At 54.6% G+C, this 15944-nt stretch carries 11 protein-coding genes; 6 read left to right on the plus strand and 5 right to left on the minus strand.

The features are described 5' to 3' along the window. Window positions 1–258 precede the first annotated feature (258 nt). The 3 genes from E6072_RS06315 to E6072_RS06325 form a co-directional block, all read right to left on the minus strand. Complete coding sequence (locus tag E6072_RS06315) at window positions 259–972, minus strand: PspA/IM30 family protein (protein ID WP_316694514.1); 714 nt, start codon at window positions 970–972, stop codon at window positions 259–261. 72 nt (window positions 973–1044) lie between these two features. Continuing rightward, window positions 1045–3027 carry a TPM domain-containing protein gene (locus E6072_RS06320; RefSeq protein WP_316694516.1) on the minus strand — a complete coding sequence of 661 codons (1983 nt, stop codon included), beginning with the start codon at window positions 3025–3027 and terminating at the stop codon, window positions 1045–1047. 78 nt (window positions 3028–3105) lie between these two features. After that, complete coding sequence (locus tag E6072_RS06325) at window positions 3106–6297, minus strand: hypothetical protein (RefSeq protein ID WP_316694519.1); 3192 nt, start codon at window positions 6295–6297, stop codon at window positions 3106–3108. Between the two features lie 131 nt (window positions 6298–6428). On the opposite strand from E6072_RS06325, the gene E6072_RS06330 reads away from it, so the two are divergent. The 3 genes from E6072_RS06330 to E6072_RS06340 all read left to right on the plus strand — a co-directional run bounded on the left by E6072_RS06330 (window position 6429) and on the right by E6072_RS06340 (window position 9207). Then, a complete protein-coding gene (locus E6072_RS06330; protein ID WP_316694521.1) occupies window positions 6429–6806 on the plus strand; it encodes a cold shock domain-containing protein in 378 nt (125 codons plus the stop codon). 28 nt (window positions 6807–6834) lie between these two features. After that, window positions 6835–7608: a DUF3027 domain-containing protein gene (locus E6072_RS06335; RefSeq protein WP_316694523.1), complete on the plus strand. Its 774-nt coding sequence runs from the start codon at window positions 6835–6837 to the stop codon at window positions 7606–7608. Window positions 7609–7749: 141 nt separating this feature from the next. After that, entirely contained in the window at window positions 7750–9207 is a 1458-nt protein-coding gene (locus E6072_RS06340) for an NCS2 family permease (RefSeq protein ID WP_316694524.1), read from the plus strand. A gap of 127 nt (window positions 9208–9334) precedes the next feature. Here E6072_RS06340 and serC read toward each other — a convergent pair whose 3' ends face one another. Beyond that, window positions 9335–10477: a phosphoserine transaminase gene (gene serC, locus E6072_RS06345; RefSeq protein ID WP_316694526.1), complete on the minus strand. Its 1143-nt coding sequence runs from the start codon at window positions 10475–10477 to the stop codon at window positions 9335–9337. Window positions 10478–10636: 159 nt separating this feature from the next. On the opposite strand from serC, the gene E6072_RS06350 reads away from it, so the two are divergent. Further along, the gene (locus E6072_RS06350; protein WP_316694528.1) at window positions 10637–11323 is read left to right on the plus strand and encodes a metal-dependent transcriptional regulator; all 687 of its coding nucleotides are present in this window, start codon (window positions 10637–10639) and stop codon (window positions 11321–11323) included. 265 nt (window positions 11324–11588) lie between these two features. Further along, a complete protein-coding gene (locus tag E6072_RS06355) occupies window positions 11589–12338 on the plus strand; it encodes an NlpC/P60 family protein (RefSeq protein WP_316694530.1) in 750 nt (249 codons plus the stop codon). 1186 nt (window positions 12339–13524) lie between these two features. Here E6072_RS06355 and E6072_RS06360 read toward each other — a convergent pair. Further along, window positions 13525–14595 carry a hypothetical protein gene (locus tag E6072_RS06360; RefSeq protein ID WP_316694531.1) on the minus strand — a complete coding sequence of 357 codons (1071 nt, stop codon included), beginning with the start codon at window positions 14593–14595 and terminating at the stop codon, window positions 13525–13527. A gap of 921 nt (window positions 14596–15516) precedes the next feature. On the opposite strand from E6072_RS06360, the gene E6072_RS06365 reads away from it, so the two are divergent. After that, window positions 15517–15944, plus strand: a 428-nt coding sequence (locus tag E6072_RS06365; RefSeq protein ID WP_316694533.1) for a hypothetical protein, incomplete at its 3' end; no start/stop codon positions are given.

Consider the following 15944-nt stretch of genomic DNA (forward strand, 5'->3'; position numbering starts at 1 on the left):
CTATCGGGCTGTCGATTGGCCTGATAGCGGGGCGCTGGGCGCCGGTGGGGGAATACTGACCCACAGGGACAGGGGTAGCCTCCCCTAGATTTACGGATTTCTGGGTTCGGAAAATACTGACGTAAAACTTGAGATGTACTTGGTTATGAACCTAGGGGAGCAAAACTTGACCGGTAGTTGCCGTACAAACACTTGCTGGCGCCAGAAACGATTTCTGGCGCCAGCAAGGAGTATTACAGCTATCGGCGGTAGGGGGAACTATTTGTTCTTCAAAGCCGCAAGGCGAGCCTCAATTTCTGCGGAAGAACCGGATTTTTCCAGTTCCGCGAACTGATTCTCTAGTGACTCAGAAGCCAGCTCGGCGCGTCCGGCTGCCAGGGCTTCCTGCTTGCGGATTTTCTCCTCGAAGCGATTAAGCTCGCTGGTGGGATCCGCCAAGTTAAACTTCTCCGCGGTTTCTTGTACCTGGTTTTGAGCCTGGGCGGTCTTTTGTCGCGCCACCAGTTGGTCACGCTTGACTTTAAGATCCTCGAGCTTAGTCTTCATCCCGGCCAAGCCCAGCTTGAGCTGCTCAGCCATATCTTTTTGGGAAACCAGCAGCGGTTCTTGCGCCTTAACCTGCTGTTCGAAATCAATCTGCTTGCCTAGAGCCAGACGCGCTAGATTATCGAGGCGCTCTGCCTCGGCCGTATCCCCGCTAGTACGCGCTTCTTCCGCCTTCTTTGACGCTAAAGCCGCCTTTTCTCCCCACTGGGAGGCGGCGGAGCGATCATCTTCTAAATCTTTCTCGGCCAGCCGCACATTCCCTACAGTCTGGGCAACTGCGCTTTCTGCTTCACGTATCGAGTTGGTATAGTCTCGAATCATCTGGTCAAGCATCTTTTCGGGATCTTCTGCCCGGTCAAGGAGCGCATTGATATTGGCTTTCGCCATATTGGTAATCCGACCCAGAATTGTTTGTTTTTCTGCCATGGTTCCTCCTACTATTGGTTGGTTTTGTCTTAATAATTACTGATTCTACTGGAAATACTGACCACTGACGGGCTAAAATTTCCCTCCGAAGCCACCACCGGAGTTTCCCCCGCCGAAACTGCCTCCGAAGCCCGATCCGCTACCGCCCCCAAAACCGCCGCCGAACCAATCGGAGTTGCCGGTGTTTGAGCCCCAACTGGTTCCGCCGCCGAAGCCGCGTCCCCCATTTAAGATTCCGCCTAGGATCATCCCGGTTAGGAAATCGTTACCGCCGCCTCCAGGCCCACTTCCCCAATCGTTGCGGCGCTCTCGGTAGTCGGTACTTGCACTCTCGCGGGCTTTGTCGGCAGCTTCTCCTGCCAATTCCGCTAATTTGATCCCGGTATCTCCTCGAGAGGCCTGCGCCTGCTGGTAGAGGGAATCGGCGCGCGCCAGATACTGGCGAGCATCTAAACCTACCGCGCCGCGGTGACTAGAAACGTAGCTATTTGCGCTATCTATTCGGGCTTGCGCGCTAGCTAAAGCCGTCTGTAATCTGGCCGCAGCTTTCTGTTTTTGCTCGCTATTTTGCCGGTGGGGTGCGAGTGCTTGATCCAAGTCGGCTTCGGCTTGGGCAATCGCCGATAAAGATGCGAGGGGATCGCCCTGACCATCGCGGGCTTTTAAGCAGTTATCAATCGCGGTCTGTGCGTTAGCGCAAAGGGTCTGAAAAACTGCCTTGTCTTGTAAATTCAGGCGTTTTACATCGTCTAGGTCTGAGGAAATAGAAGTCACGGCCTCCAGTAGCGACTGCTGCAGGTTCGCCAAATGGGTCTCGGCCTCGGAAACTTCCTTTATCAAGCTGCGAGCCTGGGCGATTGCCCGTTCGGCGGTTTGTACCTGCACCTTCAGGCTCGGCGAGCTCTCCTCGCCCTGTAGGGGCTCCAAAGTTTCTCGCGCAGCCCCCAAGAGGTTGCTGACCTGCTCGGGCGCATCATCCAGTGAGGTCAATACCGCCTGGGGGTGGGTCTTATGCAGCGCCGCAATGATGGCGGGAAGCTGTCCTGCCTGGGTTTCTAACTCGGCTATCAACGACAACTGGTTCTGAATCCGGCTAGGTAAAGAATCTAAAGATTCGCGCAGTGCCGTCAATTTCTCTGTCTGCTGCGCTAACAGCTCTACAGCGCGTTTAGCCTCGTTGGAAGCTGCTTGTGCCTGCTGGGATTTTTGGATACCCGACAGAGAATCTAAGTCCCGCAACTTCTCCATAGCGCTATCTCGCGCCTGACTCGCCTGGGCTAACACCTGGGCATATTCCTCAGTTTGAGCCGTCCCTAACTGCATTTTCGCGAACTCTAGTTCTTCTTTTGCACCCCGGACAGCATCGTCAGCGGCCAAGACATCTACGCTCGCCTGTTCTACCAACTGCTTATCCGATGCGGCCTGCCTGGTTTTTATTTGATCGCGGGTCTTTGACTGTTTACGGGCAAAGACCATGATGCCGATCCCGATCCCCGCTATCACCAGGACTAACGCTAGGGGTCCGAACCAGCCACCCGTCCTCGCCGATTCTTCACTTCCGGCGCCGCCCGGATCTAAGGAGGACGAGGCCGCGCTAACGGCGAACACCTTAACCGCTTGATCCCAATTACCTTGGGACAGCAGGGGTTCTATTCCTTGAACTATGCGATTTTGCTTATTCTCGCTGATGCGCACATTAGCGGCAGGACAAATATAGTAAGAACGCTCCTGTACCGCGATAGCTAACAGCACGCTTTGGCTATTGCCTGCTGCCTGCTCCCGACTTTTCACGCACCATTGCTGCGCGCTTAACGGCGAGAAGTTATCGGTGAGGGCGGCATAGATCTGATAATCGGAGCTGGAGGCTCCAGCTAGCGTTTCCGCTACTTGCCCCGAGTTCTCTAGATAGCCAGCCGGATCCGATAGATGCTTATCGAAACTGCTGGCGGGCGGGGACGCTAGTGCGAGGCTCGCGGGCGCGACTACCGTAACAGTAGCGGCCAGCACTGCCAGGAAGAATATTAGAAAGCGTTTGCGGAATCGAGCTAAGCACATAGCTAAATCCTATCGGCAAGTGGAGGTTAAAGCTCGCACAAGCAGAAAGGTTTAGCTTTTATAAGAACCTTTGACCCCTTAGCTTCGCTTTGCGACATCGTTTTCGGCCAGGCGTAGAGCCTGCTCGGTTTGTTGCTGCGCGCGTTGCAACAGCCGTAGAGCTTCCTGCGGATCATGGTTCCCTGGCTGGTCAAGGCGGGTTAAAGTTCTATTCGCCAGGTCTAGCATGGTGCGAGCCGCCACTCCCACTTTCGCGGTATGAACCCCGATATAGTCATCGACAGCCGCCATCAAAATCGCGACCTGCTCACTAAGCGGCTCAACTTTTTCTGCAAAGGTCAACGCGGCCTCTACTTTTGCTCCGGCGCGGAGCGCTGCTTCTTCCGCATGTGCCTGTCGCGCGATCTTTTGTGCCTGCAACAAGAGATTCTCGGTACGTACGGTAGCTTTGAGAACCTCGTTTTCTTGTCCGGCGCGATCCCTAGCCTTCGCGTCCTCAATGAGGTTCTGAGCCCGAGAAAGTAGTTTGTGGGCTCCCATCACATCGTTACCAATACGCGTGGCCTTTTTAGGATCAACGTTTTGGATACGTTCCACAATCAACCGGCATCTGACCAGGTCTTCCCGGCAGTTCTCGATTTCCCGCTCGAACCTTAAAAGGATCTCGTTCAACGGGGTTTGCTGGTGATACAGATTAGTAAAGTGGGTGATCTGATCGCGTAGCTCACGCAGTGGTCCGGGCAGGTTACCGGCTACGATCTGCTGATCAATAGGACGGGACTGCAACTGGGCAGTAGCGAACTCGCCAAACGCGGCGCGGACGCTATCTTGAGCCCGAACTAACGCCAAAGCAAAAGGTTGGGTTACGGTTTTTCCGACCCGCTGCTGGGCGAGCGTCAGTTTGCTGGCTCCCTTACGAGCCCAGGAATCTGCCTGTCGCAATACTTTCGTAAAGTCAGGTGCCGGGCGCGTTTCTTCCCGGTGGGCGGTTTCCTGCGGTGCCGGCGAGGGTTTCACGCTTTGCTTCGCTACTCTAACGGGTTGCGCTGCCACCTGCGAAGGGGCAGGGGAGAGCGCGGAAGAAGCCGGCCTGTTCGCCATGGCGGGTACCTGTCCCGGTACTTGCTGCGACACCTGCCCGGGCGTCTGTCGCGATACTTGTGGGATTGCCTGCGGAGATACCGGTGGCAAAGAGCGGGCAGTTAGATGGTTAACTGCGGGCGCCATTTTCGGCAGCGTGGGCATCCCTGACTGTCCGCGCTGAGGGGCGGAAGAAGCGGCATTATCTGGTGCCTGCCGGGCGAAATCATCAAGGGTGCGGGAAGTAGAAGTAACTGCCGGAGCGTAGGCGGCGTTAGTTGCTGCCTGCAAACCTACCTGAGGGCGGGAAGTATCCCCGGTATCAGAGACAGGGGTTTGGAGCGCAGCCGGTGCAACCGGAGAAGCGACTGCCTGTGGCGGCAGCGGCGAGGCAAACGGTGGAGCTGCCTGCCCCTGATCGCTAAGGTTTGCTGGCAGGGGGCTAATCTGCGGCTGAGCCGCGTGCGCGGTTTGCACGGTTTGCGCAGTGGTCAAGGCCTGTTTTCTTGCCTGTTCTTCCCGGAAACGATTAGCTGCCTGGGCACGGGCTTTGGCTCGAGCGATCTCATCGCGACGCTCTTGGCCATAGTCTTTAATCTGTGCGGCAGAAGTAACCTGGGTGTCATCGTCATTGGCCTGTGGAGGCAAATAGGTAGTTTCTCCCGGGCGCAGCACCGAAGAATGCTGCTGTGGAGCCGAGGAGGTCGCGGTGGCAGTCGCTAGGGGCGAGCTCGCCCTTAGCGGGGTATAAGTCGCGTTCGAGCGGGGAGCAGTCGCGCTGACCCGTCCGGGAGTCTTAGCCGGCAGGCTCGTTGACTCGGGAGCAAATGCTCTCGGTTGTGTTTCCGGCGCTGCCTGCGGGGATATTGCTGGTTGTTCCACAGGTAGTGTCGGTACTGGTGCGGGCGCTTGCGGTAGGCTCGGCTCTTCGCTTTGTTGCGGTAGTTGCGAGGAGGTAGGCGCTTGCGCTTGGGGTGCGCGAGGTACCTGGTAGCCCGCGTTGGCCTCGGTGCTGGTGGTAGCCTGCGACCTTGTGCGCGCTAAAGCGATCTGATCCAGTTCTGCCAGCGACGGAACTTTTCCACCCGGCTGCTTATCCAAAGTGCCCGGAACGCCGGTAGGAATAGCGGGATTTGCCTCCTCTGCCTTAACCTGCGCTGTTCCGGCCGCGGATGTTAGGTTCGATTCCGGGTTTACCAGACCGGCATCAGTGCTAGGCCTGCGCAAAAGCGCAGCGGCCGCCTCCGGCTGGGAGGACGAATTACCCGCAAGGTTTCCCGATCCGGCCGTGGCAATGTCGGGATTAGCTGCTGGAGCCTTGCCGGACTTAGTTTGCTCGGACTTAGATTTAGCCGAGGATTTGTCTTTGCGCCCAAAGCGTAAACGGAATTTGCCTTTGCTAGGCTGCTCATCCTGGTGATCGTCCTCGTAGGCCGCGGCCACTTTCGAAGATTGTTTACTTGCCGATTCCGGAGAGTCGCTTGCTCCGCCTTGCAAGTTCCCTACCGCGGAGGAGGGCTCCTGGCTCCGCGAATCCTGCGACGCGAGAGCTTTCCCCGATCTACCCGAAGTATTATCCTCGGTTCTATCTTGGGCTTTCCGGCGTGCCCGGAGTACCCGGGAAATCACGATAATTACCACGATTAGCGCAATCAGAAAAGCAATCATTGCCCAAGGGGCAACCCCCAAGCCTGAGCCCATTTCTGGCGCCTTCACAGAAAGCGCATCTAGGTAAGCTAACACTGCCTCCGGGTATTTTTGTTGATTTAACAGGGGCACCATTTTTTCGGAGGCAATAGCAGACAATTCTTCTTGGGAGAGTTTCGCCGCATTATCTGCAGAAGCTAAATACATAGTCTGATTAGGGTTATCAGCCACTATCGAGAGCATATAGGATCCCTGCGGGGCGCCTGATTTTTGCAGAGCCATCAGGTTCCAATTGCTGACAGTGTCATTGGAATACTCAGAGGGGAACGCCACATACACGTGTAGTCCAGAACGATCCAGAGAAGCTAGCCGCTCCTTGACTTTGTCGGCCTGCCCCCCAAGCTTGTCGCCAGGATCATATACGTGATCGGAAATCGTTGGCGGTTCTTCGGCGTGTGCGATATTTCCGGCGACTGTGAAACTGGCAAAAAGTGCTGCTAGAAGCACTATCGTCAGTAAGCTGATTCTTTTTAAGACTTTCACTTAAGTTTCTCCCTAACTAATGAGGCTAGCCCGGAGCGGATTAAATCCTCACTTTGCATTATCATATGCAAAGAAGTGGGTTATATGTTGCCTCATGTAACCTAGATTAAGAAAAAGTAGGGGAGAAATCAGTGCCAACCGGAAAAGTTAAGTGGTTTGATGCCGACAAAGGGTTCGGGTTTATCACTGCGGAAGACGGCTCGCAGGTGTTTTTACATGCCAGCGTGTTGCCTGCTGGCGCTAAACCTCCCTCGGCGGGAACGCGGGTAGAGTTTTCAGTTGCCGACTCCCGTCGCGGCCCACAAGCCCTATCGGTGCAGATACTGCAGCGCACGCCCTCAGTGGCAAAAAATTTGCGGCGCAAACCCAAAGACATGGTGCCGCTAGTTGAAGACCTGATTAAGTTATTGGACGCCTCCTCCGGGCATTTGCGGCATGGACGCTACCCGGAAAATGGCGGAAAGATCGCGCAACTGCTGCGGGCAGTTGCCAATGATTTCGATGCCTAACGGTGGCGGTGAACTAAGAAAGACGCACATGAGTGAAACTACCCGGCGTAAAGCGGGAAAAGTAGATACTGTACTGGCCGGCGCGGTCGATATTGCTCGCCAAGGGCTGGCTCCTATTGCTAAGCCGGAAGAAATCGGGCAGCATTTGGGCGCCACTAGTGAAGGTGAACGCCTGGCCACCCACAGTTTTGAGTGCCTAAAGCCCGGTTACCGTGGCTGGCACTGGGTGGCGGTTCTAGCGCGGGTGCCGCGAGGACGCAAAGCCACAGTTTGTGAAATCGACCTGTTACCGGGCGAGGACGCGCTGCTGGCACGTCCCTGGGTACCCTGGGCAGAGCGTCTGCGCCCTCAAGACGTAAAACGCGAGGACGTATTACCGTATGTTCCCGACGATGACCGCCTAGACCCGTCCTATGCTGATACCAGTCCCGAAGATTTGGATCAGCGAACCGTGGAGGAACTCGGTCTTGGTCGTCCCCGGGTGCTTTCGGCTTGTGGGCGTGCCCAGGCCGCTAAACGTTGGTACCATTCGGAGCAAGGGCCGGCGCGGCGTGGGACGACCCGTAAGAAGCTCCCGGAAAACACCTGTTCTACCTGCGGATTCTTGCTAAAGATGGCGGGGAGTATGCGCACTATGTTCGGGGTGTGTACCAATGAATGGTCGGTCGATGATGGGCGGGTGGTCTCTATGGATCACACCTGTGGTTCCCATTCGGAAACCGACGTGAAGGTGGATACTTCCCCCTGGCAGCCCACTCCGGCGCGGCTGGATGAACTGGATGTAGAACAGGTGGAAATTTAGCGCCTTACCGGCAAACGCCAAGAGCGAAATGCTGTGCAGAAAGACATGCAAGTAAGTTGCGTATAGCGGGCGTGATTGGAAAAACCCTGAGAATCTTCCGATAATGAGCTTGTAAGTAACTTCTATGCCCCTGGTGGCAGATTGGACAGTTTCTTGGCTTCTCAAGATACGGCGAAAAAGCCGGATAGTTCCCTAGATCGTTTCTTTAAAATCTCCGAGCGTGGCTCCACCATTGGGCGGGAAGTTCGCGGCGGACTGGTCACTTTCTTTGCTATGGCCTATATCTTGGTGGTTAACGCCGCGATTTTGGGCGTGGCAGCCCCCAAAGATATAAGCCAATCGTCAATCGCCGCCGGCACCGCCCTGGTTGCCTGCGTGATGACGCTGCTAATGGGGCTAGTCGCTAACTTCCCGCTAGCGGTAGCTTCCGGTATGGGACTAAACGCCGTGGTGGCTTTCACTTTGGCTAATCCAGAGGCTTTGGGGCTCAGCTATCAGGAAGCGATGGGACTTATTTTTTGGGAGGGTGTGGCTATCACCATCCTGGTGTTGACTGGTTTTCGGGAAGCCGTGTTCAAAGCGGTTCCGGCGCAACTCAAAACCGCTATCAGTGTGGGTATCGGGCTGTTTATCGCGTTTGTCGGGCTGATTAATGCCGGGATTATTCGTCCCGGGGGCACTCCGGTGCAGCTGGGGGTCAACGGCTCTCTGGTGGGATGGCCGGCGCTAGTATTCTGCTTCGGTTTGATCGTGATCGTGGTGCTGTATGTTCGCAAAGTCCAAGGCGCGATTTTGATTGGGATCGTGAGTGCTACGGTTTTGGCATTTATTGTGCAGGCTTTCACCCATTTGGGTTCCCGCGCAGCTGATGAAGAAGCCGTCTCTGCCTGGGCATCTAATGTTCCGCAGCTGCAGGGATCCCCGGTTTCCCTGCCTGATCTTTCCACTATCGGCGCGATTGATTTCTTTGGCCCCTTCACCAATCCTCACACCACCGCGGTGGGTGTAGTGCTCTTGATTTTCTCGCTGATGCTGGCGGACTTCTTCGACACTATGGGAACGATGGTGGCCGTAGGTGCGGGCGCGAATTTGTTGGACAAGGACGGTAATCCGCCCAAGACTCGCGAAATCCTGCTGATTGACTCGCTTTCCGCCATGGCCGGGGGACTCGGCGGGGTTTCCTCTAACACCTCCTTCGTGGAATCTACCTCCGGGGTGGGCGAGGGTGCGCGTACCGGTTTGGCTTCGGTAGTCACCGGCCTACTGTTCGGGGTGTCTATGTTCATCGCCCCGCTAGTGGAGCTCGTACCTGCCGAGGCGGCCTCGACCGCCCTAGTGTTCGTAGGCTTTTTGATGATGGTGAATGTGCGCGATATCGAGTGGACGCGTGCGGACGTAGCGATTCCGGCTTTCATGACCATCATGATGATGCCGTTTGCCTATTCGATTACTGTCGGTATCGGGTTCGGGTTCATCACGTATGTGGTGGTAAAGATTGCTTCCGGACGAATTTCGCGGATCCACCCCCTCATGTGGGTGGTTTCCGTACTGTTCGTTATCTACTTCTGCCTCGGGCCCATCCAATCCCTGCTGTCATAAAGCTGCCGGGGAAAGAGCCTTAATAGATCAAATAGTCCGTGGGAGCGGCCAGGTTCTGCCTCCACGGACTATTTGGTTTATAAGCGTTGTAGCGCTGCTTAGCGGGCGCAGGTAGCTGCGTCAGGTGCTAGAGGCGGTCGATTACGTAGTCGAGGCAAGCGGTTAGCGCCTGAGTATCTGCAACCTCGATATTGGGGAAACAAGCCACCCGGATTTGGTTTTGACCCAATGCGCGGTAAGGATCGATATCCACAATCCCGTTAGCCCGCAGCTGCGCAATCACCGTATCCACGTCAATATCTTTAAAATCAATCGTCACCACTACCGGGGACTGTTCACGCGGATTCGAGATATAGGGGCAAACCTCGGATCGGGAAGCAGCCCACTCATAAAGTACCGCCGAGGACGCGCGGGTACGGTTCTCCATAGCCGCTAGGCCGCCCTCTGCCAGCATCCATTGCACCTGGTCTTCCCATAAAATCAAGGTGGAAATTGCCGGAGTGTTTAAAGTCTGGTTCTTAACCGAGTTCTTCAACGCCACCGAAAAATCCAGCACCGGCGGAATCCAGCGCCCTGCCCCCGGAGCCTCTTTAATCTCCTGCGCTCGTTCCTGAGCAGCCGGAGAGGCCAGCGCCACCCACAGCCCGCCCTCAGCCGCGAAACATTTCTGTCCCGAAAAATAGTAGACATCGGTCTGGGAAATATCGACCTGCACCCCGCCCGCAATAGAAGTCGCATCTACCAGGTTTAATCCTCCCACGATCCTCTTTACCGGGCTGAGGGCGCCGGTAGAAGTCTCGTGCGCCGGATAACAATAGGCGTCGATTCCCTCCTGCTCGCCGCGCAGCAGCGCAATGTCGCTCGCGGTTTCTTGCCCCTGCGCCCTCGCCGAGATACCCCCCAGTGCAATCGCGGGGTCTTTAAGATGTGGCGCTCCGCTGACGGTCTGGGCAAACTTGGCGCCAAAAGAACCGAACACGGCGTGGGCAGAGCGCTCCCTAATTAAAGAGGACGCCGCCACTGCCCAAAAAGTAGTGGCTCCGCCATTGCCGAGGACTACCTCGTAGCCGTCGGGAAGGGAGAACAATTCCTTGAGTCCCCCGCGCAGCGAACCCACCAGGTCTTTAACTGGGGCTTGCCGGTGCGAGGTGCCGGGGAGGTCACTGGCTGCAACTTTCGCAAGGGCGGTTTTTCTTATTGAGCTGGGGCCGGCGCCGAATTTCTTGTTTTCAGGTAGTAAATCTGCGGGAATGCTAATGAAGTTCTCCATAGGGAAAACCTTACTCTAGGTGCATAAATCGGTGCGAATCTAGCAGCTATGCTTCTAGATAATGCAGACGAAAAAGAAAATATATCGGCTAGCGGGTTAACCTGAAGGCGGGTAATTGCGCGGTGACATCTCGCGTACGGCACAGCATAAGGGGCATTAATGAGTGACCTGGTTGATACTACTGAAATGTATCTAAAAACTGTCTACGAGATGCTAGAGGACGGAGTTCCGCCTCTGCGTGCCCGCATCGTGGAACGTTTAGATCATTCGGGGCCCACTGTTTCCCAAACTGTTGCCCGTATGGAACGTGATGGTCTGCTTTATCTGGCTGATAATCGCCGGATCGAGTTCACCGAGCAGGGGGTGGAGCTAGCGCGGGAAGTGGTGCGTAAACACCGTTTAGCTGAGCGTTTGTTATTGGATCTGATCGGTCTGGACTGGGTGATGGTTCACGAGGAGGCTTGTCGCTGGGAACATGTAATGTCTAACGCGGTAGAGATGCGCCTGTTGGATCTGCTGCACCACCCGTCCACCGACCCTTACGGCAATCCGATTCCCGATGGACATGACGGGATCGAGGGGTCAGGGACTTCGATTTCCCAGATTGTGGAACAATATGGCGGCATTGTGGCCACCAAGATTGTGCGAATTGGTGAACCCATCCAAGCAGAGCCCCGGATGCTGGCATTTTTTGATGAAGCGGGTATTTTGCCTGGTAAAGAGGTAAATTTGCAGCCTGAGAACGGGCAGATTGCCGTTATGGGGGTCGACACGGAAAAAACTGTGTTACTTGACACGTCCCTAGGGCAGCATCTGTTTGTCGAAGGGGTTTCCAATAGGGATTAGGCCTGTCTAATACAGGTTTTGAACTGCGGTAATAGCGGATTTTTGCGGTTTATGTTTCGGATCTGAGGGTGTGCGCTTTTGTGGGACGAGCCACTTGCGTGTCGCGGCGCTGAGAAAGATTAAAAAATTTTCGTAACCAAAACGTGACATTCCGTTATCGAAGCATTATATTTAGTTACGACCAATCGGCCAGAGAAACTTTTTGGGTAGCCACCAAAAGTTTTTCGGCAAAAGCGAAATAAGCACTTTTAGGAGAGCTCTCATCGTGACTCAGAAACTTCAGGCGCGTCACCGCGCTCCGAGCCGTCCCTCTACTCCGGTTTCTCAAGCTGCGAAATCCCTATTTTCCTCCGAAAATGGCAAGCGTTTGTCGGCGCTCGCCGGCTCTGGGGTTGCGCTGACAGTAGTGGCGGCGGCCGCCGTTCCCGCCAGTGCAGATGCCACTGTGGCCAAGCAAATCGCCACCTCCGTGGATTCTGCACAACTGGCAAAAGGCACGGTTGAGAAGCTGACCGTTAACCAAGAAGTTACTTCTGAGGTGGCGGAGCCTACTCAGTCGAATGTAGCCGCGAAGGTAAATGCTGCGCCAGCTCCGGCTACGGCAGCTGCGTCCGCGCCTACCCAGAACACGCAGCGCTCGTCCTCGGAATCTGCCGAAACCTTCGTGGGTCGCGACCTCGGCAAAGCTGATGGCACTGCGGTAGGAATCGCGATGCAGTATCAGGGCGTTCCCTATGTGTGGGGCGGCATGAGTCCCAGTGGTTTCGATTGTTCCGGACTCGTGGGGTATGTGTACCGCCAGCTCGGGTATTCGCTACCTCGCTCAACTGGTGGAATTGCGGCTTCTGGAACAAAGTTACCGCTCAGCCAAGCACAGCCCGGTGATATTTTGTGGAAGCCTGGTCACGTGGCCATCTACGTTGGCGGCGGAAAGCTGATCCATGCTCCCAAGCCAGGTGATCGTGTTAAGGTAGCACCGATTTATTCGAACGGCTTCAAGGTTATTCGCCTGTAGCTACTGCCTGCCTGTGGCTGCGGCGACGCACTACGGGTATCTGCTGTTGCTGATATTCGGCGCGGGTTTCGATTTGTGACTTTCATGTGAGGGTAGCGACAAAATATTCTTAAGAAAGCAGCGCCGATAGATTCTTAATAATTTGTGATGGTTGTGACCCGAGGGACTCCCTCGGGTCACAATCTTTTTCGCTACTTACTCCCACTTTTCTCTCTCCCGCGCCAGCGAGTCTTTTCGGGTATTAGCCCTATTAGCCCTCTTTTTTGTTCGACGTTCTTGATATCGCCATCTATCCTTGGCGCGGGAGGGTATTTATGTCTGGGGAGGGTGTTTTTGTGCGTGGAGGGCGATTCTGGCGCATATATTGCCTGTTAATGTGTATGCGCCCGACGTTTCCACCCTCCAGATATAAAATCGCCCTCCTGATCTAGTCAATCCGCCTCAATCTCCCGGATTTTTTCTCGCGCTGGCAGGTCTTTCTGTCTCAGGAGGGTGATTAAGACGCGGGGACATTCCTGTCTCGGGAGGTTATTTTTGCGTCTGGAGGGTGGTATCGCATGTGGAGGGTGTTTTTGTGTGTGGAGGGTGGTAATGTCGCGCATATTTCCTAGTTGCGAGGGGCGCCACAGCATTTTCGCCCTCCAGAGACAAAATTGCCCTCCGACTTTTATTGGCAGTCCTTAAAGTTTGCTTCAGATCCCCGCTCGGGAGATTTTTCATGTCTCTGGAGATTATTTTTGCGTCCGGAGGGTGTTTTTGTGTGCGGAGGGCGGTAATGTCGTGTATATTTCCTGTTCAGATCTCGTCAGCCGACGTTTTCACCCTCCAGCCGCTCGGAACGGTCGCATAGTTTGGCAAAGAGAGCTAGAAGTTACGCCGGAGAACGAACTAGTAGTTACGTAGGGCAATCCGCAATTAGTAAGGTCGGACAAACAAGAATTAATATGGGAGGCTCCGTGCTCCTTTAAATCAGTAGGAGGAAGTGCGCGCGTCCTTAGACTAGGATTCAGTTTCACCTTCTCGGCATCAGAATATGTGTTTGAACTGCAGCCGAAGGATAGGAATAGAAACCGGAAGGATATGGGTGTGCTTATGACTGCCTCTTCTGTGAAACAAATCAATCCCGCTAGACTAGCAGGCCGCAAAAAGCTTTCCACAAGCTATAACAGATAGGCCGCTCGCAGCCCTACATATTAAAGGCAGGCTTTTTCAAGCGATAAAGGGGAGGAAGAGCTACACCGTTCCAACTGGTGTCGAGCCGCTCCCACAGGAATTTGGCGAAGCCCAGAGTGTCTGCCACGTCCTCATAGGTAAAACGGTAAATATGCCATCCGAGTTTTTGTAGCCTGCTTTGGCGCTGCTTTTCCCCTTGAATGGCGTCGAAAGCTTTCTGAGGGTCGTTGCTCTGATACTTCTGCATACCGTCGATTTCAAATGCTTTACGAATCTTCGGGAGGGCGGCATCCAGAAAATAGCTTTGAGCAGGGGAAATCTGGACTTGAAACTGAGGAATTAGTCGCTTTACCTGTGCTAACTGAGCTGCGGCATGAAATAAAGATTCCGCGTAACTTTCGAATCGGGGATCCATGTTTGCGAGGATTCGCCGAGCTTGAGGCGCTCCGAGTCGTTTCCGATAATTGTTGGCGAGGTTTCTCATTTGCGCGCGCAGTTTTGGAATCCGGTCTGCGAAAGCTTCTCGACCACGGCGATCAAGTTCGTGCCACTGCGGAATCAGCTTCCTAGCTGCGGAATCGGCAACTGCTTGCGCGCTCCCGGCTGGGAGCCAGGCGGCACATTGCAACGTGGTGGTGGGAAGGTCGGTGATTCGCACTCGGTGTCCGATAAATTTAGTGGAGTTTTTTGGGAGGGTGATCTTATGAAAAATCAGGGGAGTCGGCGGCATTTTCGTGCGGATAGGTCGGCCCTGGGAAGTATCGATGTCCACCCACGACGGCAGCTGTTTCTTTTCAAAATGCCTAGTCGAGGTATGTATAGGAGTATCGCCTCGCAGCGATTTTAGGGACAGACCATGCAGCAGGGCGGCAGTAACTCCGATAAACACCGGGGGAGTATGACATCGCGCCGCGTGGGAGGCGATTTGTCCTAACTTTACGTAGCGGATTCGCTGCCATTTGTTCGCTGATTTCAGCGGCCTGATCACGTGTCCGCGCCCGACTTTAATTAGGGAGCCGTTCGCTAGGGAGTTTTCAAGGACTCTCCGCGAAAACGCCTGGGTGCTAATTAATTCAGGAAACATAGCTACACCTTGACAGCTATGGTTAACAAATTCCTGTTCCCAATAATCAGACAAGGACACTTTCGGATTGCAGCCCGCTGGGGACTGGCGTGATGGAGGTCTGGTTTATAAGTCGCGGGAGGGCGCTCTTGTCTCGGGAGGGTGGAATGGGTGCGTGTTTGGCGGAAAGTGCTGGTGGGTTCTGACGGAATTGCCCTCCGGCGACAAAATGACCCTCCAGGTTCGAAGATGCCCTCCGCGGACAGGAATGGCATACCAAGGCATATTCACCCTCCGGCGGTGAAAACACCCTCCCGAGACAAGAACTCCCTCCGGCGACGAAATTTAGGGTTGTTGGGGGGAGGGGTCAAATCAGTAGTCTTTTGATGAGGGAACCGCGCCGGACATACTGACAAACTGGAGGTACTGAGGAGCTGGGGGCGCTGAAGATGTGGGCAACATAGATAATCCGGGATATGTAATCAACCTGGGACACGTAGATAATCTGCCAACTACCGATAATCCGACATCTACAGACAAGCTGCGGACGCTGAAGGTGTAGGGAACGTAGATAATCCGGGATATGTAATCAATCTGGGACACGTAGACAAGCTGCCAACTACCGATAATCCGACATCTACCAACAAGCTGGGGGCGCTGAAGATGTGGGGAGCGTAGCTAATCTGGGGCACGTAATCAACCTGGGATACGTAGACAATCTGGATCCCATCTACCATCCGGGGTTTATAGGACGAAAGCCCTCAGGCTAGAAAAAATCTAAAATAATCGGACGAAAATGTAAGAAAAGATTAAATAGTTCGTAGGAATAACTCGCCCGAACTGTTGCGGAAAAAAGATTAGTTTATTATCATTGAAACGTAAATTATTGAGTTGAGGAATAGCTGTAACGTTTGGTAGCTGGCTCATAGTAGAGGTGTTAACGTGGCAAGTAAGGTAGTTAGCAGAAGGCTTATTGCTTCGCTGTCGGTTTTAGGGCTGTTGTTGTCAACATTGCTGGTGATCGTGCCGATGACGGCGCCCGCGGTTGAACAGACGAACTCCAGTAAAGTCGCTTCTACCGGCACGAACTCTACCGGCAACAAGTCCGCAAAGTCTTCTGCAAACACCAACCACTCCACCAGCAACACCAACCATTCCAGCGCTGCCACCGATAATAGCCAGGCTCAACAGTTCAATTTCCAGCAGACTAACGCAGGCGTTCCCCAAGCACTTCGCGTGCCAACTCCTATGCGCCAGGGGGTACCCCCAACTGATGATCGTTTCATTTTTAATGGGACGGAGCTTACTGGTCTGACTGATAAGGGTAAGGCCGCGCTGGATGCTAATAAGGAACTGACTGTCCCGGCGGA

The organism is Varibaculum cambriense (assembly GCF_032557235.1).
Taxonomy (GTDB): Bacteria; Actinomycetota; Actinomycetes; order Actinomycetales; family Actinomycetaceae; genus Varibaculum; species Varibaculum cambriense_C.

Coding starts and splice junctions, on each gene's coding strand:
- E6072_RS06315 (WP_316694514.1), bottom strand. CDS start 972: ATGGCAGAAAAACAAACAATTCTGGGTCGGATTACCAATATGGCGAAA.
- E6072_RS06320 (WP_316694516.1), bottom strand. CDS start 3,027: ATGTGCTTAGCTCGATTCCGCAAACGCTTTCTAATATTCTTCCTGGCA.
- E6072_RS06335 (WP_316694523.1), top strand. CDS start 6,835: ATGAGTGAAACTACCCGGCGTAAAGCGGGAAAAGTAGATACTGTACTG.
- serC (WP_316694526.1), bottom strand. CDS start 10,477: ATGGAGAACTTCATTAGCATTCCCGCAGATTTACTACCTGAAAACAAG.
- E6072_RS06350 (WP_316694528.1), top strand. CDS start 10,637: ATGAGTGACCTGGTTGATACTACTGAAATGTATCTAAAAACTGTCTAC.
- E6072_RS06360 (WP_316694531.1), bottom strand. CDS start 14,595: ATGTTTCCTGAATTAATTAGCACCCAGGCGTTTTCGCGGAGAGTCCTT.